19 protein-coding genes are annotated in these 18,484 nt (G+C 53.5%); 12 read left to right on the top strand and 7 right to left on the bottom strand.

Translation table 11 applies throughout. The features are described 5' to 3' along the window. The first annotated feature begins 9 nt into the window (after window positions 1–9). Both MFFC18_RS17185 and MFFC18_RS17180 read left to right on the top strand, forming a co-directional pair. Window positions 10–693, top strand: a complete 684-nt coding sequence (locus MFFC18_RS17185; protein ID WP_075086152.1) for an MIP/aquaporin family protein — start codon at window positions 10–12, stop codon at window positions 691–693. Window positions 694–823: 130 nt separating this feature from the next. Next, window positions 824–1,285, top strand: coding sequence for a hypothetical protein (locus MFFC18_RS17180; RefSeq protein WP_075086153.1), 462 nt, complete (start codon window positions 824–826; stop codon window positions 1,283–1,285). Between the two features lie 17 nt (window positions 1,286–1,302). Here the strand turns inward: MFFC18_RS17180 and mntR are convergent, their stop codons facing one another. Then, window positions 1,303–1,716, bottom strand: coding sequence for a manganese-binding transcriptional regulator MntR (gene mntR, locus MFFC18_RS17175; protein ID WP_075086154.1), 414 nt, complete (start codon window positions 1,714–1,716; stop codon window positions 1,303–1,305). A 120-nt stretch (window positions 1,717–1,836) separates the two neighbouring features. Between mntR and MFFC18_RS17170 the strand changes: the two genes are divergently transcribed. Then, complete coding sequence (locus MFFC18_RS17170; RefSeq protein ID WP_075086155.1) at window positions 1,837–2,907, top strand: DUF1559 domain-containing protein; 1,071 nt, start codon at window positions 1,837–1,839, stop codon at window positions 2,905–2,907. Next, complete coding sequence (locus MFFC18_RS17165) at window positions 2,907–3,245, top strand: hypothetical protein (protein ID WP_148618951.1); 339 nt, start codon at window positions 2,907–2,909, stop codon at window positions 3,243–3,245. Before MFFC18_RS17170 ends, MFFC18_RS17165 begins: the two co-directional genes overlap by 1 nt. A 65-nt stretch (window positions 3,246–3,310) precedes the next feature. Here the strand turns inward: MFFC18_RS17165 and MFFC18_RS17160 are convergent, their stop codons facing one another. The 5 genes from MFFC18_RS17160 to MFFC18_RS17140 all read right to left on the bottom strand — a co-directional run bounded on the left by MFFC18_RS17160 (window position 3,311) and on the right by MFFC18_RS17140 (window position 11,211). Beyond that, on the bottom strand, window positions 3,311–3,727 hold the full coding sequence (locus MFFC18_RS17160; RefSeq protein WP_084417386.1) for a RidA family protein: 417 nt from the start codon (window positions 3,725–3,727) through the stop codon (window positions 3,311–3,313). Between the two features lie 15 nt (window positions 3,728–3,742). Beyond that, complete coding sequence (locus tag MFFC18_RS17155; protein ID WP_075086158.1) at window positions 3,743–5,182, bottom strand: aldehyde dehydrogenase; 1,440 nt, start codon at window positions 5,180–5,182, stop codon at window positions 3,743–3,745. A 30-nt stretch (window positions 5,183–5,212) separates the two neighbouring features. Beyond that, window positions 5,213–6,001 (bottom strand): SDR family oxidoreductase, encoded by a 789-nt coding sequence (locus MFFC18_RS17150; protein WP_075086159.1) that lies wholly within the window; start codon window positions 5,999–6,001, stop codon window positions 5,213–5,215. Between the two features lie 206 nt (window positions 6,002–6,207). Continuing rightward, complete coding sequence (locus MFFC18_RS17145; protein ID WP_148618950.1) at window positions 6,208–7,254, bottom strand: hypothetical protein; 1,047 nt, start codon at window positions 7,252–7,254, stop codon at window positions 6,208–6,210. A gap of 87 nt (window positions 7,255–7,341) precedes the next feature. After that, on the bottom strand, window positions 7,342–11,211 hold the full coding sequence (locus MFFC18_RS17140; protein WP_075086161.1) for a DUF6797 domain-containing protein: 3,870 nt from the start codon (window positions 11,209–11,211) through the stop codon (window positions 7,342–7,344). A 129-nt stretch (window positions 11,212–11,340) separates the two neighbouring features. On the opposite strand from MFFC18_RS17140, the gene MFFC18_RS17135 reads away from it, so the two are divergent. Continuing rightward, window positions 11,341–12,411, top strand: coding sequence for a DUF3500 domain-containing protein (locus MFFC18_RS17135; RefSeq protein WP_075086162.1), 1,071 nt, complete (start codon window positions 11,341–11,343; stop codon window positions 12,409–12,411). Between the two features lie 46 nt (window positions 12,412–12,457). Here the strand turns inward: MFFC18_RS17135 and MFFC18_RS17130 are convergent, their stop codons facing one another. Continuing rightward, on the bottom strand, window positions 12,458–12,982 hold the full coding sequence (locus MFFC18_RS17130; RefSeq protein ID WP_084417388.1) for a hypothetical protein: 525 nt from the start codon (window positions 12,980–12,982) through the stop codon (window positions 12,458–12,460). Between the two features lie 226 nt (window positions 12,983–13,208). Between MFFC18_RS17130 and MFFC18_RS17125 the strand changes: the two genes are divergently transcribed. From MFFC18_RS17125 to MFFC18_RS17095, 7 genes are all read left to right on the top strand, one after another. Then, the gene (locus MFFC18_RS17125; protein ID WP_075086343.1) at window positions 13,209–13,517 is read left to right on the top strand and encodes an ArsR/SmtB family transcription factor; all 309 of its coding nucleotides are present in this window, start codon (window positions 13,209–13,211) and stop codon (window positions 13,515–13,517) included. A 79-nt stretch (window positions 13,518–13,596) separates the two neighbouring features. Then, window positions 13,597–15,036: an MBL fold metallo-hydrolase gene (locus MFFC18_RS17120; protein ID WP_075086163.1), complete on the top strand. Its 1,440-nt coding sequence runs from the start codon at window positions 13,597–13,599 to the stop codon at window positions 15,034–15,036. Window positions 15,037–15,195: 159 nt separating this feature from the next. Further along, a complete protein-coding gene (locus tag MFFC18_RS17115) occupies window positions 15,196–15,687 on the top strand; it encodes a YeeE/YedE family protein (protein WP_075086164.1) in 492 nt (163 codons plus the stop codon). Window position 15,688: 1 nt separating this feature from the next. After that, a complete protein-coding gene (locus tag MFFC18_RS17110; RefSeq protein WP_084417389.1) occupies window positions 15,689–16,180 on the top strand; it encodes a DUF6691 family protein in 492 nt (163 codons plus the stop codon). Window positions 16,181–16,260: 80 nt separating this feature from the next. Further along, entirely contained in the window at window positions 16,261–16,935 is a 675-nt protein-coding gene (locus tag MFFC18_RS17105; protein ID WP_075086345.1) for a peroxiredoxin, read from the top strand. Window positions 16,936–16,946: 11 nt separating this feature from the next. Then, on the top strand, window positions 16,947–17,792 hold the full coding sequence (locus MFFC18_RS17100) for a sulfite exporter TauE/SafE family protein (protein ID WP_075086165.1): 846 nt from the start codon (window positions 16,947–16,949) through the stop codon (window positions 17,790–17,792). Between the two features lie 29 nt (window positions 17,793–17,821). Next, complete coding sequence (locus MFFC18_RS17095; RefSeq protein WP_157665240.1) at window positions 17,822–18,475, top strand: DUF1641 domain-containing protein; 654 nt, start codon at window positions 17,822–17,824, stop codon at window positions 18,473–18,475. Window positions 18,476–18,484 lie beyond the last annotated feature (9 nt).

Raw genomic sequence — 18,484 nt, 5'->3', positions numbered from 1 at the left:
GCTTTCGGGATGAAAGACCTTCGAAAATACCTGGCGGAAGCCATCGGAACGTTTTGTCTTGTGTTCGCTGGGACCGGCGCGGTTGTCGTCAACAACTTACACGGGTCGGTGTCGCACGTCGGAGTCGCATTGACGTTTGGTTTGATCGTGATGGCGATGATTTACGCGATCGGAGAAGTCTCCGGGGCGCACATCAATCCTGCGGTCACGCTTGCGTTCTGGGTCGCGCGGCAATTCGAGACACGCCATGTTCTGCCGTACATCGTTGCTCAAGTCTTTGGAGCTTTCGTTGCCAGCGTTGCACTTCGTTTGATGTTTCCAACGCATGAAAACCTTGGCAGCACCTTGCCTGTTGGATCCTGGCAGCAGAGCTTTATCTTCGAGTTCATTTTGACGGCAATTTTGATGTTCGTGATCCTTCGCGTCTGTGCTGGCAGTCGTGAGACCGGGATTATGGCTGGCATCGCGATCGGCGGTACGGTCGGTTTGGAGGCCATGTTTGCCGGACCCGTTTGCGGAGCTTCCATGAATCCCGCACGCTCTCTCGCTCCCGCAGTCGTTTCCGGAACGCTGGACCATCTTTGGGTCTATCTCGTTGCCACGATCGCCGGTGCCATGTTTGCGGTGGCAATTGAATTTGTGTTTGAAAAACTTGATACCGACGGTGAAGTCGCGATCGATAAGCTTTCTTAGCTGAACTTATATTTCTTCGAAGTTTCAAAAATCTGACAAGATCATCATCCAGTCGGCGAATAAACCAGCTTGTGGTGCGATTTTTGAATTCATAACTTGAAATTTCGATGCAATAGTCAGGGAGACGATGATGAGCCAGACGATTGATGTTGCCGACGCCGTTGCCCCCGTCAAAAAGAGCCGTTCGTGGCAATTTAGCCTCCGGGGATTGCTGATTCTGACAACGATTTGTTGCGTGGCGACAACCATGATCGCCATTCCGCCTCTATTGATTATCGCCGAGGTTGTGGTGCTGTTGGCGTTGGCGATTTTCACGACGATCGCTTCATTTTACGGCCGCGGTTGGATTCGGCCGTTCTCAATCTTGTGTATCGGAACACTGCTGCTGCTCACACTCAGTTTCTTCAATATGAACATTCGGCATCCTGGCGAAGCAGCCGTTTTCTTTCTGATCCAGTTCTTTGCCTCGGTAGCCGTCGGGCTATGCGGCGCCGCGACCCATGGCTTTCTGAAGCAAAGATTTGGAGTCGTGCCCATTCCCAACATTCCGTTCCTGAAACGGTTTCTGTTCAACCCGGTTGTCAACGAGTAGCGACGGGCTCCAACGTTTTAACGTTTGAGAAATTTCTTCATCGCGGCGAGCGTTTTTTCACTGACATGGTGTTCGATGCCTTCGCTGTCGATCTGCGCTGTTTTCTTGTCGACACCGAGAGCAAGTAGAAACTGCAGCACGATTTCGTGGCGTTTCTTGACCCGTTCAGCCAGCTTCTGACCTTTGGAAGTCAGCGTAATCGGTTTGTAAGGTGCCGTCTCCAGCAAGCCGTCTTTCTGCAATCGCCCGACGGTTCGAGAGACCGTGACGTGGCTGACATCGAAGTGGCGTGCCAATTCCTGAACGCGGCATTCGCCCTTGGTCGCAATCAGTTCCTGAACGGCCTCCACATAGTCCTCCGCCATCTCGTTCGCATGCTGCGCCCGCGTGCGGCTGAACGGTTCCGACCGATCGGTTTCCTTGTTGCTCATTTTTCCTGCTACCAGTGTGTGGATGTCTCTTGACGTGACCGTAGCATATGCTACATTTTGATCCGTAGCCTATGCTACATTTCGTGTCTAATCTGTTTTTCCAATGTTTTGGGTGGTGAAATGAAAAGAAATCGCGGATTCACGTTGGTTGAGTTGTTGGTCGTCATCGCGATCATCGGGATTTTGATTGGTTTGCTTTTGCCAGCGGTTCAGCAAGTTCGCGCTGCGGCCAGGCGAGTTAGTTGTGCCAACAATATCCGACAGCTTGGGTTGGCGTTGTTGAACTATGAGTCGGCTCATCAGCGATTCCCGGCCGGCTATACTTCGACGCCAACCCGCGATGGAACTGTTTCGGCCGGAGTCGCGATTGATTCGATTACCTGGGACGCGGCACCAGGTTGGGGCTGGGGTGCACACATTCTGCCTTTCATCGAAGCCGGAAATATTGCAAACGGTTTGGGCTACGATCTGCCGATTTGGAGCCCGATGCATCGAGAGATGATTCAATCGCAGATTCCGGTTTTCATTTGCCCGGACTCTTCAGGTGATGTCGATCCGTTTGTTGTCGTTGACGAAAACGAAAGCCCGTACTCTCCTGATGGCAACACCAATTTGATTCTCGGAAGGTCTCACTATGTCGCCAGCCACGGGCAGGAGTCGGCTTGGGGGCCGGAGGCGGGATCAGCGATCGTCGGCGAAGTTTTTACGAATATCTACACGGCAGCAACTCGAACCGTAAACATTGGCGGTGACGTTTCGAGAGTCGCGGACGGCCCGTTCTACAGGAATTCGGAGACGAAGATTTCCCAGGTTACCGACGGGACCAGCAACACGATCTTTCTCGGAGAGCACTCGTCGAAACTCAGCGACAAGACGTGGGTGGGAGTTGTCCCCGGGGCCGTCGTTCACCCTCGATTTAGCTCGCCTGAAAACGGTCCTGACGGCGCGGCGACGATGGTTCTCGTGCACGCCGGGCCTTCCGGAGGCGAGTTGGACATCACGGGCTTTCCGATCATCCATCCGATCAACTTTCCGACCTACCATGTCGGACAAATGTATTCGGAACATCCTGGCGGCGGAAACATTTGCTTTGGTGACGGTTCTGTCCATTTCTTTCAACAGGACATCGACTTGATCACATTTGCTGAACTCAGCAGCATGAACGAAGGCGAAGTCGCAGGAGAATACTAATGAGCATCGGTAAACTTGCCTCTGTAGTTTTGGGCGTAGTGATGATTGCAGTCCTGGTCTTTCTGTTTTCCCCTCGCGGCTATGGAGAAGTCAGCCCGGACGCGTATGAGGTCTCCAAGGCTCTCTACGGTGCGTGCCTGGCAGAAAGTGATGAGCGTTTGGAAGCGATTGACGTTCGGCTAAGTGCAGGCTCCGATGTGGATCCTGAAAGCTCGCTCGCGGTCAGCGAAACCGAACGCCGTTGGTTGGAGTCGATGATCAGCACCGCCAGAAACGGTGACTGGAAATCCGCCGCTCGATCTGCCAGAAGGATGATGGAAGATCAGGTCAAATATTGATTGCGTAGGAGCCATTTTCTTTCCGGCAACGTGTTCCGGAAACAGCGTCCCGTTCCGGCTGCCGATCAATCAATGGTCGCGATGCACTTCAATTCAATCGCGATAGGAGTCGGCAATTTGTTGACCTCGACGGTCGTTCGGCAAGGCTGGTTGTGCTCGAAGTACTCCGCGTAAATTTTGTTGTAGGTTTGGAAATCGTCGTCCATGTTGGTCAGAAAAACAGTGACATCGACCAGGTTCATCCAACTTGAGCCGGCATCCTCGACGATGGTCCGGACGTTCTCAAACACGCTACGACATTGCGCCTCGATGTCGTAGCTGGTGACGTTTCCGGCGGCATCCAGTTCGACGCCGGGGATGATGGTCGTGCCTTTCTGCCGCGGACCAACACCCGAAAGAAACAGCAAGTTACCAACACGGCGAGCGTGAGGATAACGTCCGATTGGTTCGGGGGCACTCGATGAGTTCAGTTTTTCGTTCAAGGCGTTTCTCGCGATTCAAAATTTAATGCAGACATTCTTGGGCTCCGTCCAAAACCGCATGGCTTCCATTCCGCCTTCGCGACCGAGCCCTGACTGTTTCATGCCGCCAAACGGAGTTCGCAAATCACGTTCCAGCCAGCAGTTGATCCACACGATCCCGGCCTCAACCTCGTCCGCGACGCGATGTGCCGCGGTTAAGTCCGACGTCCAGATCGTCGCAGCCAATCCGTATTGAGACTCGTTGGCTTTCTCAATGGCGTCGTCTACATCGTCAAATGGAGCGATGGAAACAACCGGTCCGAAAATTTCCTGTTGGTTGGTTTGTGAGTCATTCGCGAGGCCTTCGATCACCGTCGGGTGAATGAACCAGCCGTGTTCGCATCGCCCCGACAGGTTCGCTTGATGACCACCACAGAGAACTTTGCCGCCTTCGCGTTTGGCCGTTTCGATGCAGCCGAGTACTTTTTCGAAATGCTGCTGTGAAACGATTGCGCCCTGATTGGAATCGGGTTCGTTGGGGTCTCCAACTCGAAGCTGTTTTACGCGAGCCACGAAATCTTCACGGAACTTTCCGTAAAGAGAACGTTGAATGTAAATCCGCGAACCGCACAGGCAAATTTGACCCTGGTTGGCGAACGAGCTGCGTAGCGTGGTCTGCAACATCAGTTCGTAGTCGCAATCGGCAAAAATGAGATTCGGATTCTTGCCGCCAAGCTCCAGTGAGATTTTTTTCAGCTTCGATGCCGTCACGCTGGCGATGTGTTTGCCTGTTGCCGTACCGCCGGTAAAAGAAATGGCCTGGATGTCATCATGATCGACCAGGGCGTTACCCGTTCTTGAACCGCTGCCGTGAACGATGTTCAGAACGCCATCCGGAAGTCCGGCTTCGGCACAAAGTTCTCCCAACATGAACGCCGTCATTGGAGTCACCTCAGAGGGCTTGGCAATGACTGTATTGCCGGCAGCAAGTGCGGGTGCAATCTTCCACGTGAACAAATACAGCGGCAGGTTCCAGGGCGAAATACAGGCAACAGGTCCCAACGGTTTCCGCAGCGTGTAGTTCACGACACCCTGCGAATGATGAGACTGGCTTTCGGTGCTGGTAACGAGATTGGCAAAGAATCTGAAGTTGCTGGCGCAGCGAGGGATGTCGACCGATCTGGACAACCAGAGTGGCTTTCCGTTGTCGATCGATTCCGCTTGCGCAAAAGTTTCCAGCCTGGATTCGATGACGTCCGCAATCCGATGAAGTATCGCAGAACGTTCGGTTATGTGAGTCGAGGACCACGGCGGGAAAGCCCTGCGCGCTGCTTTCACCGCAGCACCGACGTCGCGACTATCGGAGTCCGGAACGAGGGAATAGCACTTGCCCGTCGCAGGTTCAACGTTGTCCAGCCACAGACCGCTTTGAGGCGGAAGCATCTTGCCATCGATGTAGTTTTGAATCTTGTTCATAAGCGTTCTGGCCGTCACATCGTCGGCCCGCTAGAGGCATTTGGTTCTTCCGCCGTCGACGGGCACGTTGATGCCGTTGATATAGCTTGCTGCCGGCGAAGTCAGAAACGCGATCGCCGACCCGACTTCCGCGGCGTCAGCAAATCTTCCGGCAGGAATTGAAGCCTTCATTTCGTCCGCGACGTCCTCATAGGTTCGGCCAGTTTTCTCCGACTTGGTCTTCAAAATCGATTCCAGCCGAGCCGTATTGGTTGCTCCTGGCAGAACGTTGTTTACTGTAATTCCGAACTGCCCCAACTCATTCGCCAACGTCTTGGCCCAATTCCCCACCGCGCCACGAATCGTGTTCGAAACGCCCAGATTGGACAGCGGTTGCTTCACGGAAGTCGAGATGACATTGACGATTCGTCCATAGGACTTTTCTTTCATTCCCGGGACGAGGGCCTGAACCAAAATTTGATTGCAGATCAGATGATTGGTGAACGCGGAGATAAACTCATCTGTCTGAGCATCAATGGCCAGACCTCCCGGCGGCCCTCCGGTGTTGTTGATCAGGATTTCAGCGACGTTCCCCTGACCCGTCCACCCAGTGATCGTTTCCTTGAGTTGTTCAGGTTGAGCAAAGTCTGCGACGAGGTACGAGTGGTTTTGGGATCCCAGGTTTGGCAATTTGGCAACGGACTCTGCAAGCCGTGCGCTGTTTCTTGCCAGCATGACTACGTTGGCGCCAAGTTCCGCCAGTTCGACCGCTGCAGCGAAGCCGATTCCCTGGCTGGATCCGCAGACGATCGCCGTTTTTTGTTTGAGGTCGAGGTTCATAATTCGTGTGAGTGGATGCTTTTAGAAGATGAGCCGCCACTATACCAAACCGGGACAACGCATGTTCGGCTGCCGTATTGGGAATCTTGCCGACGTGCCGCTCGAAAAAAATGCAAACGCGAATCGCAAGCAAGTCAGTCCACAGCCTTCGACGATTTCACAGGCGTGCCTTCAGCCAATCTCATGACCGCAAACATTGCTTTGTCTCATCTGCCGCCAAATCCAGATGATCGCCCAAACCCGGGACGGGGATTGCCGCGACCGAAGTTGTTCGTTGGAGGACCGGTGGAGAAACCGGGGGGAGCGCCCGAAAAGTCTGGCGGTGAAAAATCTGATGGACTGGGCATGTTCTGCATTGCATTACGATGTGCCTCGGCGGCTTGGCGTCTCATGTCATCAGCTTGCTGCTGCATCTGATCATGCATCTGATTATGCATCTGCCGAGCTTGCTCACGTTCCTTTTTGAGCTTGTCCCAATTTGCCTTGGCGTCCTGTCGGTGTCCCTCAATATCCGCGCGAACCTCCGCTACTGCGCGATCGACATCGCCATCGAATTCGGCAGCGAAATGTCCGCTGTTTTCCTGTTCCTGCGGACTCGATAGCGCGGACACCATAAAGAATCCACCGATCCCTGACAGTAATACGAACACTCCGGCGGCCGAACCCAAAATCGGTGCATCACCCTGTTTGCGTCTGGCATAGCAAATCATTCCGACGCCGATCAAGCCAAGGAACATCGCAGCCAGCGGAGCAAAATCCCCAAGCTTGGCGAGTCGACGTAGCTGCAATCCGATCAACGGCAACACCGTCGCGATGATCGGCAGACTGATCAGGAATATGCCTGTCGACTGAAAGTAGTTGTCCATGTCGGACATCTCTTCCTGTCGGCCGCCAGTCCGTTTCACATGCTTTACCCGTGAGCTCGGTCGCGGACGGGCTGAAGGAGCCAGCACTTGCTGCGGTTGCGATCGCGGCGGGTAAGGAGAACTTGTTGACAAACCAAAGTCGTCCAGCGGAGCATCCAAGCCAGCATTCTGCGGAATCGTGGATGCGGCAGTCGCAGCAGAGGCTGCGTAGGACGGGACATCATCGTCCAACTCCGCAACGATTTCTTCTTCCTTCGGAAGCTTGGGGCCGGCACGAAAAACAGCCGAACACTTTGGGCATCTAATTCGTTTGCCCAAATGTTGAACCGGTACTTTAGCCGTTGCCTGACATTGTGGGCACTGAAACTTTTTCCTTGAGTCTGGCATAGCGAACATCCAAAGCGAGGCAATCGTTTCCAACAGGTTACCACGCCGCGATGCTCATTGCTCGACGAAAGCTCAACGAAAAGCTCACTACCCCTCTGCCCCTAGCTGGAAAATCGAGTTGTGAATCTTGCCGCGAAACGGAATTCCGTCGTCAGTTTTCAGTTGATAGTCGATCTCCATCCCCCAAGTCGGGGCAAGGTCCGGGATCGTCAACTTAATCGTTGTTCCATCGCTCAACAGTTCGGCTTTGCCAACCTCGATTCGCTTTTCGTTGTAATGCTGAGAGCCGTAGTTTTTACTGCGTTTCAAGTCCCACGTCGTGATCGCAAAGTTCTTTGCGGCTGACACCGACGACGCGTCAAGCTTGCCGCTGAATCGAATCCGCAAACCGTCTTGTAACGCAGAGATTCCAACGGGAAGGTGAACGGGCGTTCCGGTGTAGCGAATTCGATACAGCCCGCCAGGTTGGTGCTGGCTACCCGCCCAGGCAAACATGCCGCAACAATAGAGCTGTCCATCGCCAGGATGAAAGCGACCTCGCATCACGCCGGTTGGAAACTGTGGCAGAGGAAACTCACACATCCCGCCCTGCACTTGTCCCCCGACTTTCTCGTGAGGCACAACGTAGACTTTTCCATAGCCGTAAGAAAAATTCAACAGCGAACCTTTCAACGGTCCCCACTTGTCACTCGTCACCCACAGCAACTCGCCGGGCGATCGATCGAAAGCGTTTGTAATCCAGCAGAGTGGATCCTGCATCGCCGAATCAGACTCATCTGTAATGTCGTGATATCCGAACATGTTGCCGTAGAATTCGCCGGGCCGAACCCAGTTGATTCTGTTCTTTGGGTTCCAGTGTCCTTCCTGATCGGTGACGACAAACGAGCCATCAGCATTGATGCAGACTCCATTGGCGGCGCGGAATCCGTTGGCCACGATTTCCGTTGTGGCTCCGTCCGGGCTGACTTTCAAAAGCGTCCCATGGTGCGGCACGACGGCTTTCTTCGCGTGGCGAGCTGATTTCGCGTAATAGAAATTCCCATCGTCGTCGGTTTGCAAGCCCATCGCGAACTCATGAAAGTGCTCCGTGACCTGATGGTCGCTGTTGAAGCACTCGTAGAAGTCAGCTTCGTGGTCGCCGTTGAAATCGTGCAGTCGAACCAGTTGGTCGCGACACGTAACGAAGATCTGGTCTTCCACGCATTTCACTCCAAGTGGTTGAAACAGCCCCGAAGCGATACGTTGCCACGAAAGCGAGTCGCTGCTTTGGTCGGCGAATCCCGTGATTCGCCAAACCGATCCGTCCCAGGCGGAAACGATGGCCGTTTCTCCGTCGAGCAAAAAGTCCAGCCCTGTCAGTCGCAGTTGGCAGTTCCACGGATTGCTGGTGGGTCGTTGAAACACGTCAACGGCAAACGGGCCTTCTTCTTCACCGCGCAAAATTGGCGAAGAGAGTATCTCGGGGTAGTTCGCTGGTCCGCCACGCGTAAGCCGGTTCAGGTCTTGAGGCCTGGCGGTCTGTGACAGTTTGGTCCGCAGTGATATTCCTTCGCTGTGGTCGTCAATTCGAGCTTGCGAAATCACAATGTTGACTGGTTCGCCAGCTTCAATCTTCAGACGCAGATTGCCGGCGTCGTCGTGCGTCCAGGTCGCCGTTTCAAGCGAACAGAAAGCGATCAAGCCGCGGTTTTGTGGTTTCGGGGCATCGTCACCAGAAACCGCAGCGTCGAGGGAAGCGTCGCCGCCGGCCTCGGGAAACTGGCTTTCAGATTGAGTCTTCCAGGAACCGACAAGCCCTGATTCATTGATGGACGAAGTCGAATTGAGTTCTGAGGCATCGAGTTCGCGTTGATAAAAACGGATGTCTTCCATCTCGCCTTCAAAGAATGAATCTGCTGGAAAGTTGCCGTTGGTGAATCCGATTCGAACAACTGACTCATCTAAAACTCGCTCGGGGCCGATCGTTCCGTTGCCTGCTGCTTCGCCGTCGACATAAAACTGGACGAGTTTCGAAGAAGCATTCCATGTCATCGCCACATCGTGCCACTGTCCATCATTGACCTTGCGATTCGCCCGAACGGCTCCCACCCAGCCGATGTCAAACGTCGGCGTGCCACCACGTAGAAAGAACGACTTGCCCTGGGGAACCCATTCGTCCTGGTTCTTCGTTTTGGCCAGAATCGTACCGTCGGTTTTCGTTTTGATTCGCGCGTAAATTGAAAAGTCCGCCCCGTGCATGTCGAAACGATCGCCGGCCGGAATTTCGCCAAACATCGACCCGTTGAAGCCAAGTCCACTCGCAGGCGGCGTCGCTGTTCGAACCGAGTCGTCGGGTTTAGCGACGATCGCGACGTTTCCGTCAAACGATGCCTCTCCATCGACGGCCGCGATCTGGAGGTAAAGATCCTCGGAGCGTTTTCCAAGATTCAAATGTCGCGAATATACTGCGTTCTGTTCAACGAAACTGAGACTTGGCGACTCAAGGATTTCTGTTTCTCCCACACGATACTTGAGGATCGACTGGTCGCCGAAACGATACATGCCCAGGAATTTTGCCCACTCATTCGGCAACGGGCCGTAATGTTTTCCGTCACGTCCTACGACGCGATCGTCTACAAATCGCGTTTCCGAATTCGCTCCGGGGCGGCCAACTCCGGGCGCTGTCGGGCTGGAGAAATGAACATCGCCTGTCGCTTTCGGATGACGACCGTGAGTTCCGTTGAAGTGAATGCCTTCCCAGTCAATAAACGAACCGCTCCAGGCACCTGCGACTCGCATCGTGTCGTGTTCGTACATCAACCAGTGGCTTCCTGATTCAACACCGCCGGGGCCGGAATCCAGCCGAACGACGATCCCCTTTTGGGCGATGTTCGAGCCATCGTCGGAGATTTCAATCGTGTTGAACATGCTTGGGCCATAGTCCATCATCGTCCACGGTCGAGCCATCACGGGCTTGGGGCCGCGAGTGTCACCAGTCGGCAGCGACGCAAGATAGGCATCTGTGATTTCGAATCGTTGTTGTGAATTGTGCGATTTCAAAAAGTGTTCGCGAATGTAGTGGATGACTTCGTATTTCTGCTGCGGCACCATCCAACGCTGCGGATTCATCATGCCGAATCCATGAGTCAGCGTTTTGTACATCGTCAACGGATCGTTCCCATGTTTGAATTTGCCTGTGGCAAACCGCAGCGATGTGGGCATGGAACCTTCCTCTTCGACCGTCCCGTGGCAACTGGCACAGCGCAGCCGATATATTTCCTGACCGTGCTTGAACGAATCCTCATTCAAACTGCGGATCAGCCCGGCATGATCGACGCGCGATTCGTACTCGGGCAACGGAGCGATTGTTGCTGTCGCTGGCTTGAGATTTTCCTGAAGTGCCGCATCGCCTTCGATGGCGGCAAGGTAGCTGATCAAGTCCAGGAATTGCTGTCGGTCTGCAAGCTGGTTTGCAAGGTCGGTTGGCATGGAGGATTGTTTCGAACGAGCCCATTCTTCGATGTCGCTTTTAAGAATCGTCTGCGGTTCAGCTTGTTCGATCGAGTCGACCGTCAGGGCTGTGTCGGATTCCTCAGTGAGAATTCCCGTCACCAATCTGCCGTCATTGAGCGCGATGCGGACGGTCTCGAATCCTTTATGGATGGCGGATGACGGTGACAAAACGGACTGGATCAGGTGCAGCGTCGATACGTCACGCTTCTTCGTCAAATCGGGCCCGAGGCTTCGTGTCGCCGAGTCATGACACTTCGCGCAATTCATTGCTGGGCGATAAAAAGCGATGGCGCCGCGAGCAGGATTGCCCAAACGTTCAACGTCACCAGACAATTGCTCTGCAGGTTCCGCGAGGAGCTTTTGCGTCAGCAATTGCGGCGAAGGATGTTCCTGAGCAATGGCGTCGAGGGCTAAAAGCTGGGAAACAAGCAGAACAGAAACTAAGAGCAAAACATGCGGTTTCATGTGTAATCCTTTCATTTGCGCCCATTCTACATGAAGTTGCCGCAAACGACGTGATCGGCATCGCAACACGGTGATCAGTTTTTCGTAGAATGTTCGCTCACAACCGAAGTCAGTTTAGCCGGAGCCACTATGTTTACTCGAGCATCTATTTTGCGAATCGTCGCCCTTGTTGTGTTCGCGCAAATCGCCTCGATTGGTTGCGCGCAAACCGCAGAGGCTACGGCGGATGCGACTCCCGCAGAAGTTGTTGCCAAAGCTGTCGACGCTGCAAATGCGTTTCTGAAATCGGTTGACCAGTCTCAGTACGAGCAAGTGATGTACTCGTTTCTGGACAACGACCAACGGGATAACTGGTCCAACTTGCCAGTTGCAAATGTTCCTCGTGGCGGGCTGCGGTGGGGTGACTTAAAAGAGAACCAACAACAGGCCGCGATGCAGTTGTTGAAAGCGACGTTGAGTGAAAATGGTGTCCAGCAGGTCATCGACAACATGAACGGTGACGAATTTTTGAAACAGAACTCTCGAAGACGAACCAGCTTCGGTAGCGACGAATACTTCATCTCCATTCTGGGCGAACCATCGACGACCAGTCCGTGGATGTATCAATTCGGAGGCCATCATTTGGCGATCAATATTACGATCGTTGGCGATCAGATGACCATGTCGCCTACTTTGACCGGCGGTCAACCGATTGATTTTGAGTGGGAAGGAAAGCAGGTTCGTCAGGTTGCCGACGAAGAAGATGCTGCCTACGCGTTTATCGAATCGCTAACCGATGATCAGAAAAAGAAAGCCGTAATTGCCGAACGCTACGGAGATATCCGTTTCGGTCCCGGCGCAACCAAAATCGAACCGGCGGCTGAAGGAATGAAGGCCACTGAGCTTGATGAGAAACAGCTCCAACTGTTGAAGGTACTGATCGGTAAGCGAATCGGTGTGCTCAACGCCACGCATGCGAAAATTGAGCTCGAGAAAATCGAAGCGGACTTGGCAGAGACCTGGATTTCGTGGAAAGGATCGACCAAAAACGGAGGCGATGCTTCGTTTCGAATCCAGAGTCCTTCGATTCTGATGGAGTATTCGCCACAGCGACTGGGCGGGGTTCCCATGAATCACATCCACGCGATGTATCGTGATCCGTCGAACGACTATGGTGCCGGTTTGATTGAGGCGCGGCGAAAGGAAAAACAGAAGAAGTGAGTGCGAGTGGGCGGAACGTTAATTCCGGGTGAGCTTTGCACTTTCTTCACTCGGGGACTTCCGGATTGGCGTCCGCCGCATCGCCGAACCAAAACTTGACCATAAAATACAACGTCGCCAAAATTCCCCAGGTCAGCCCAAGGACGACTCCAAGGTCCAATACGCCGCGCCAAGGCTGCGGGATGAACTGAAAAATCACGACGAGCGAAGTGATTGCCAGCAGTAAAACCCAAATGACGATCTTTCGTTTCCTGGTCGAATCAAAGAAGCCCATGCAGAACAGCGGCGCAAACACGGCACGCACCAGCGTTGAACGTTCGCGAAGATAATTCGCCCTCGCGGCTACCCGTGGCGAATAACCTTTCTGAAACCCCTTATAGCCCTCGCTATAAAGCATGAAAAACAGCCACGGCACCATCAACGCGTAATGCTGCCAACCAAGAGTATGCTGGAATCCCTCATTCACATGGCCGATCATTCGAAAGACGGCAAAGCCGAGCACTGAGCACGCGCCGACAACGCCCCAGATGGCCGCTACGTTTCCGATTCGAGGGTTTAGGTATTTTTGCACTGGTTTCGTACGAACGATCTAGTTGAATTTCCAAATTGATTCAGCTTCGCCGCTGAAAACGAAGCTCGGTATTCTATCCGCAAAATCGAATGGACATAAACCAGTGCAAACGCTCCAGCCCGAACTGCTCGCAAAACTTCTTCCGGTAAAAATGACAATTTCGGGAAAAGACAGAATTGACATATCGAGATTCGACGATATATTTACAACGAAAGGAAGAAGACTGATGAACAAACCCAGAAAATCGAAACAGCTCAACTTCGATTCGCTGTCGCTTGCTGCCGAATGCCTGAAGGCTTTGGCGCATCCGCACCGACTGCAAATTGTGCAGCTCCTGTTGTCCGGGCAGCAATTGTCCGTCAATGAAATCGCGGAGCATTGCGATTTGAACCAGCCGACGACGTCAGATCATCTTCGGTTGATGCATCGTTGTGGGTTTCTCAGCAGTCAACGTAGCGGACGAACCGTTTTTTATTCGGTTTCTGAGCCGCACCTGCAAGACATCATGTCGTGCATTCAGGATCGATTCGGATAGGAAGCGATCTTTTTTTTGGATCACATATCGATCATTCGAGATATTTACGTATATTGAATCGCTTAAGGGAGAAAGCACTATGTTGCTCAAATACTTTTACGACAAATCGCTCGCTCACGCTTCATACATGGTCGGTTGTCAAAAGACTGGCGAGGCCATTTTGATCGATCCAGATCGAAACATCGACCAGTATCTCGACGTTGCAGAACGGGAAGGGATGACGATCGTTGGCTCGGCCGAAACTCATATTCACGCGGATTATGTTTCTGGTAGCCGTGAATTGGCTGAAGCAATCGGTGCAAAGCTCTACGTTTCCGATGAAGGACCAGCTGACTGGAAGTACACGTTTGTGGATGGCTACGATCATCAGTTGCTGAAGGACGGCAACGAGTTTGCGGTCGGGAATATCAAATTCAAAGTCATGCACACGCCGGGCCATACTCCCGAAAGTATCTCGTTCATCCTGACCGACACTGGCGGTGGAGCAGATCGGCCGATGGGAATTTTCACAGGCGATTTTGTCTTCGTTGGCTCCATCGGGCGGCCCGATTTGCTCGAAGAGGCTGCTGGCCAGGCGGGAACGGCGGAGCCTGGGGCTCGCGATCTGTTCGCTTCGATCAAGCGATTCAACGAACTGCCTGACTTTCTGCAGGTCTGGCCTTCGCACGGTGCAGGTAGTGCCTGTGGTAAAGGGCTGGGGGCGATTCCGTCCAGCACCGTTGGTTATGAAAAACTTTTCAACGAAGCTCTTCAGTTTAAATCTGAAGACGAGTTTGTTGCTTACGTGCTGTCTGATCAGCCGGAAGCTCCGCCATACTTTGCGGTCATGAAACATGTCAACAAGCACGGTCCGAAAGTGATCGGCGACGAGGGTTTGCCGAAAAAGATTGACATCGCCAAGCTCACCGCCACGGTTGAGGATCACATGGTGATCGATGTCGGGGCTTCGAAGAGCTTCGCCCGAAATCATGTTCCTGGGGCGCTGAACATTCCGACCAAGTATATCGCTCGCGACGCTGGTTGGTACGTCGACTATAGCAAGCCGTTGTATCTGATCGCTGGCGGCGCAGAACTTGCTGATGCGATTCACGTTTTTCGTGAAATGGGTGTCGACAACATCGTTGGCTATTTCGATGGCGATGAAGTTGCGAAGTCAGGTTTGGCGACGGAAGCCTATGAATACAAAACTCCCGAAGAGGTCGCTGGCGCGATCGAACGGGGCGATATGTTGTTGGTTGATGTTCGGCGTCAGGCTGAGTGGAACGAGGGCCATATTCCTCAGGCAGACCACCGATTCCTCGGCAAAATCTTGGACAGCGTAAAGGAGATCGACGACAGCAAGCCTGTGGTTTTCCATTGTCGATCTGGAGCGCGTTCTGCCGTCGCGTGCGGTATTGCTCAGGCCAGCGGGATCAAGAACGTCATCAACCTTGATGGTGGAATTGTGCGTTGGGAAAAGGAAGGCAATCCGGTCGTTTCCGAACAGCCGCAATCCGTTGGCTGTGGCGAATCGTGCTAAAACTCGACATTGTGGCAATCAATTGGTAGTGCGTTCAGGGTGGGGATGCGTGTGCTGCAGATGTAGCCGTCGCATGCCCCGGGCCCCGCAACCGGATGGCAATTCGCCATCAAAGACCTTTACTGTTTACGCTGCCGATTCAATTTTGAAAGGACGCTAATGGATTTCATCATGCAACCGTGGCCGTGGTGGCTGTCAGGGATTTTGGTGGGGCTGACGGTGCCCATGCTGTATTTCCTTGCCGGCCAGGGGTTTGGTATCTCAACCAGTTTGCAGCAAGTGGGTGCGATGTGTTCGCCCAACTCAAAACTGCCTTATCTCCGCGACTTTAATCGTCGTAAAGGATTGTGGACGCTGGTGTTTGCGATCGGCATCGTGATCGGCGGCTTCATCGCCAACAACTTCCTTTCCGCCGAACCGGTGGAGTTCCTGCCTGAATCATTCGCGAGCGTCGGTGGCGTGGTGCGACTGCTGCTGGGCGGTATCCTGGTGGGCTTCGGAACACGTTACGCGGGAGGCTGCACGTCCGGGCACTCAATTACCGGAATCGCGAATCTCAATTGGCCCAGCCTCGTCGCCACCATTTTCTTTTTCGTCGGCGGACTGGGAGTGACTTGGGGACTCGGAAGCTTAATCTTTGGAGGATTTTGAGATGGCAACTGTATCAGAGAACAAAATAAAATCCGAAGCGTCGCCGCCGGGTAAGTCAAATGAGCAGGCCGGTGTTTCGTCGCTCGCACTGGCAATGTCGTTGCTGGTCGGGACGTACTTTGGCATCGTGCTAACCAAATCCGAGGTGGTTCGTTGGCAGCGTGTTCACGACATGTTTCTGTTCAAGGAAGCTCACATGTACCTGATCATTGGCGTCGGTGTCGTCGTCGCCATGATCTCGATGCTGATCATCAAGTCACAGCGCGCAAAGACGATCGAAGGCGAGCCAATTGTTTACAAACCCAAGCCATTTCACAAAGGTGTTGTCATCGGCGGTATGCTATTTGGTGCTGGCTGGGCGATCACGGGGGCCTGCCCTGGTCCAATTTACGCTCAAATTGGTGCCGGTGCCTGGCTGGGGTGGGTGACTCTCGCAGGGGCGATGATTGGGATGTATCTGTACGCAATGCTGAAGTCAAAACTGCCTCACTAGGAGACCGCATGTGTGGAAATTTCAGTCGTCGCAAGACGCACGGTGAAGGCATTGGTTCAGAAGTTTTAACGAGTCCAGCGATGAGTTTTAGCAACGACTTTTCAGGAACGCGGGTGACGCTTCCACGATTGAACGAGGCGGCTCCGGACTTTCATGCACCGACGACGCATGGTGACCGGAAGCTGAGTGACTACAAGGGACGCTGGTTGATCCTGTTTTCGCATCCGGCGGACTTCACGCCCGTCTGCACCACCGAGTTCATGGGGTTTGCGAAAGCCTGGCCTGAGTTTCAGAAGCTTAATTGTGATTTGCTGGGGCTGTCGATTGACAGTACATTTTCGCACGTCGCCTGGATGCTGAACATCAAAGAAAAATTCGGAGTTGAGATTCCGTTCCCGATTATCGATGACCTTTCGATGGAAGTTGCATCGGCCTACGGAATGATCATGCCGGGAGCCAGTGACACCTCCGCCGTGCGAACCACATTCTTTATCGACCCGGAAGGAGTCATGCGAGCCATGATTTACTATCCGATGAGCAACGGTCGAAATATCGACGAGTTTCTGAGATTGCTCAAAGCGATGCAGGCTTCTGAACAGCACGGGATCGCGACGCCGGAAGGTTGGCAACCGGGAGACGATGTCATCGTGCCGCCGCCGAAAACGATTCAGCAGGCGCAGGAACGAATTGCTGGGAATGTTGAATGTAAAGATTGGTATTTTTGCACTCGTGCGTTGACGAATCAACAGGATTGAATGGCGATACCATGACCACCATAATTGTTGGAGCGATAATTGTCGGGATGATTCTTGGCCTGCTGGGGTCGGGTGGATCGGCCATCATGGTTCCGATCCTCGTTTACCTCGTCGGACACGACGCCAAGATTTCAATCGCTGAATCCATGGCGATTGTCGGCGCAATCTCCGCGGCGGGCGCTTTACCGTTTGCTCGCGCGAAACAGGTCGATTGGCCAAGTGTTGTTCTGTTTGGATTGCCGGCGATGCTCGGCACTTTCATCGGCGCGTGGCTTGGAGGAATGGCCAGCGACGCGCTGCAGCTAATCGTATTTGGGTTGGTCCTGTTGTTGGCAGCGGGATTCATGATCCGAAAGGCGTTTGGGAAAAAGAGCAGCACCATCGAAGAATCGGTTGGTGCGAAACGTTCAATTGATGGCACCAAGGGCGTCTTGATCTTCCTTGAGGGGTCGCTGGTCGGCGTGCTGACCGGGTTTGTCGGAGTCGGCGGTGGCTTCCTGATCGTGCCCGCCCTGTTGATCCTTGGAAAGCTCCCGATGAGGACCGCAATCGGAACCAGTCTGGTCATCATTGTGATGAAGTCCGCCGTCGGTTTCTTTAAATACCAACACTACCTGAGTGCCCATGACTTGTCTGTTGACTGGTCGACGATCGGGATTTTCGTTGGTGTTGGACTGTTTGGCTGCTTTCTTGGGCAGCAAATTAATTCACGATTAAACCAGCGTGGGCTGACGCAGGCCTTCGCAGTCTTTCTCGTGCTTGTCGGCGCCTTTGTGATCCTCAAGGAGGGCAGCGAATTGCTGAAGTCGACCGACCCGCAGCCCGACACGGTGATCACGCAAGTAGTTGATTCATGACTCAACAGGAAACGATAGTGGAGTTGAAAATGAAAACCACAGACAATGAATCTCAGACGATCGAGCAGGTCCTGTTTGAGCGAATGGGCGTTTCGGTTGAAGATGCCTTTGCGACTTCGGCAGACGCAATCGACGAGAAGATTTCTCGCGCCGCGGACAAGGGAGTTGAAGTCGAGCCTCGCGTTGAAGGCCTGCTTGGGTTGCTGTTGCAACTCACCGAACCTGAGAATATGAAGTCGCTTCAGACGCTTGTCCAGCGACTTCCACAACTTGCGGCTTTGGCAAAGCTCGCGGATGAAGTCCCGAACGTGATCGCGTCACTGGGCGACGTTTTCGACGACTTTCAAAAGCGTTGCGAGGGTGACGGAGTCGATCTTGAGCGTAGTCTCGTCAATGGATTGCAGGCGGCGTTGTGGTTGGGTGCGCAGATCGACAAACAGGACCTTGAAAAAATTGGCGAGCTGCTCAAGTCTGATATCCTCAGCAACGAAGCCATCGCAGTCGTTGGAAATGCCGCCAACGCGTTGACGTCAGCTCAAAAGGAGTCGGCGTTGTCCACTACGAAACAGCGAATCGGCATTTTTGGATTGCTGGGCGTGATGAGAAACCCGGAGATTCAAAAGGCCGTTGCATTTGCTGCGAAATTTGGAGAACAGTTCGGCAAGAACATGGAAAAGCCGTAACACACGGAA

This window comes from Mariniblastus fucicola, from assembly GCF_008087665.1.
GTDB lineage: Bacteria > Planctomycetota > Planctomycetia > Pirellulales > Pirellulaceae > Mariniblastus > Mariniblastus fucicola.
This window is presented reverse-complemented; position numbering and strand designations above follow the sequence as displayed.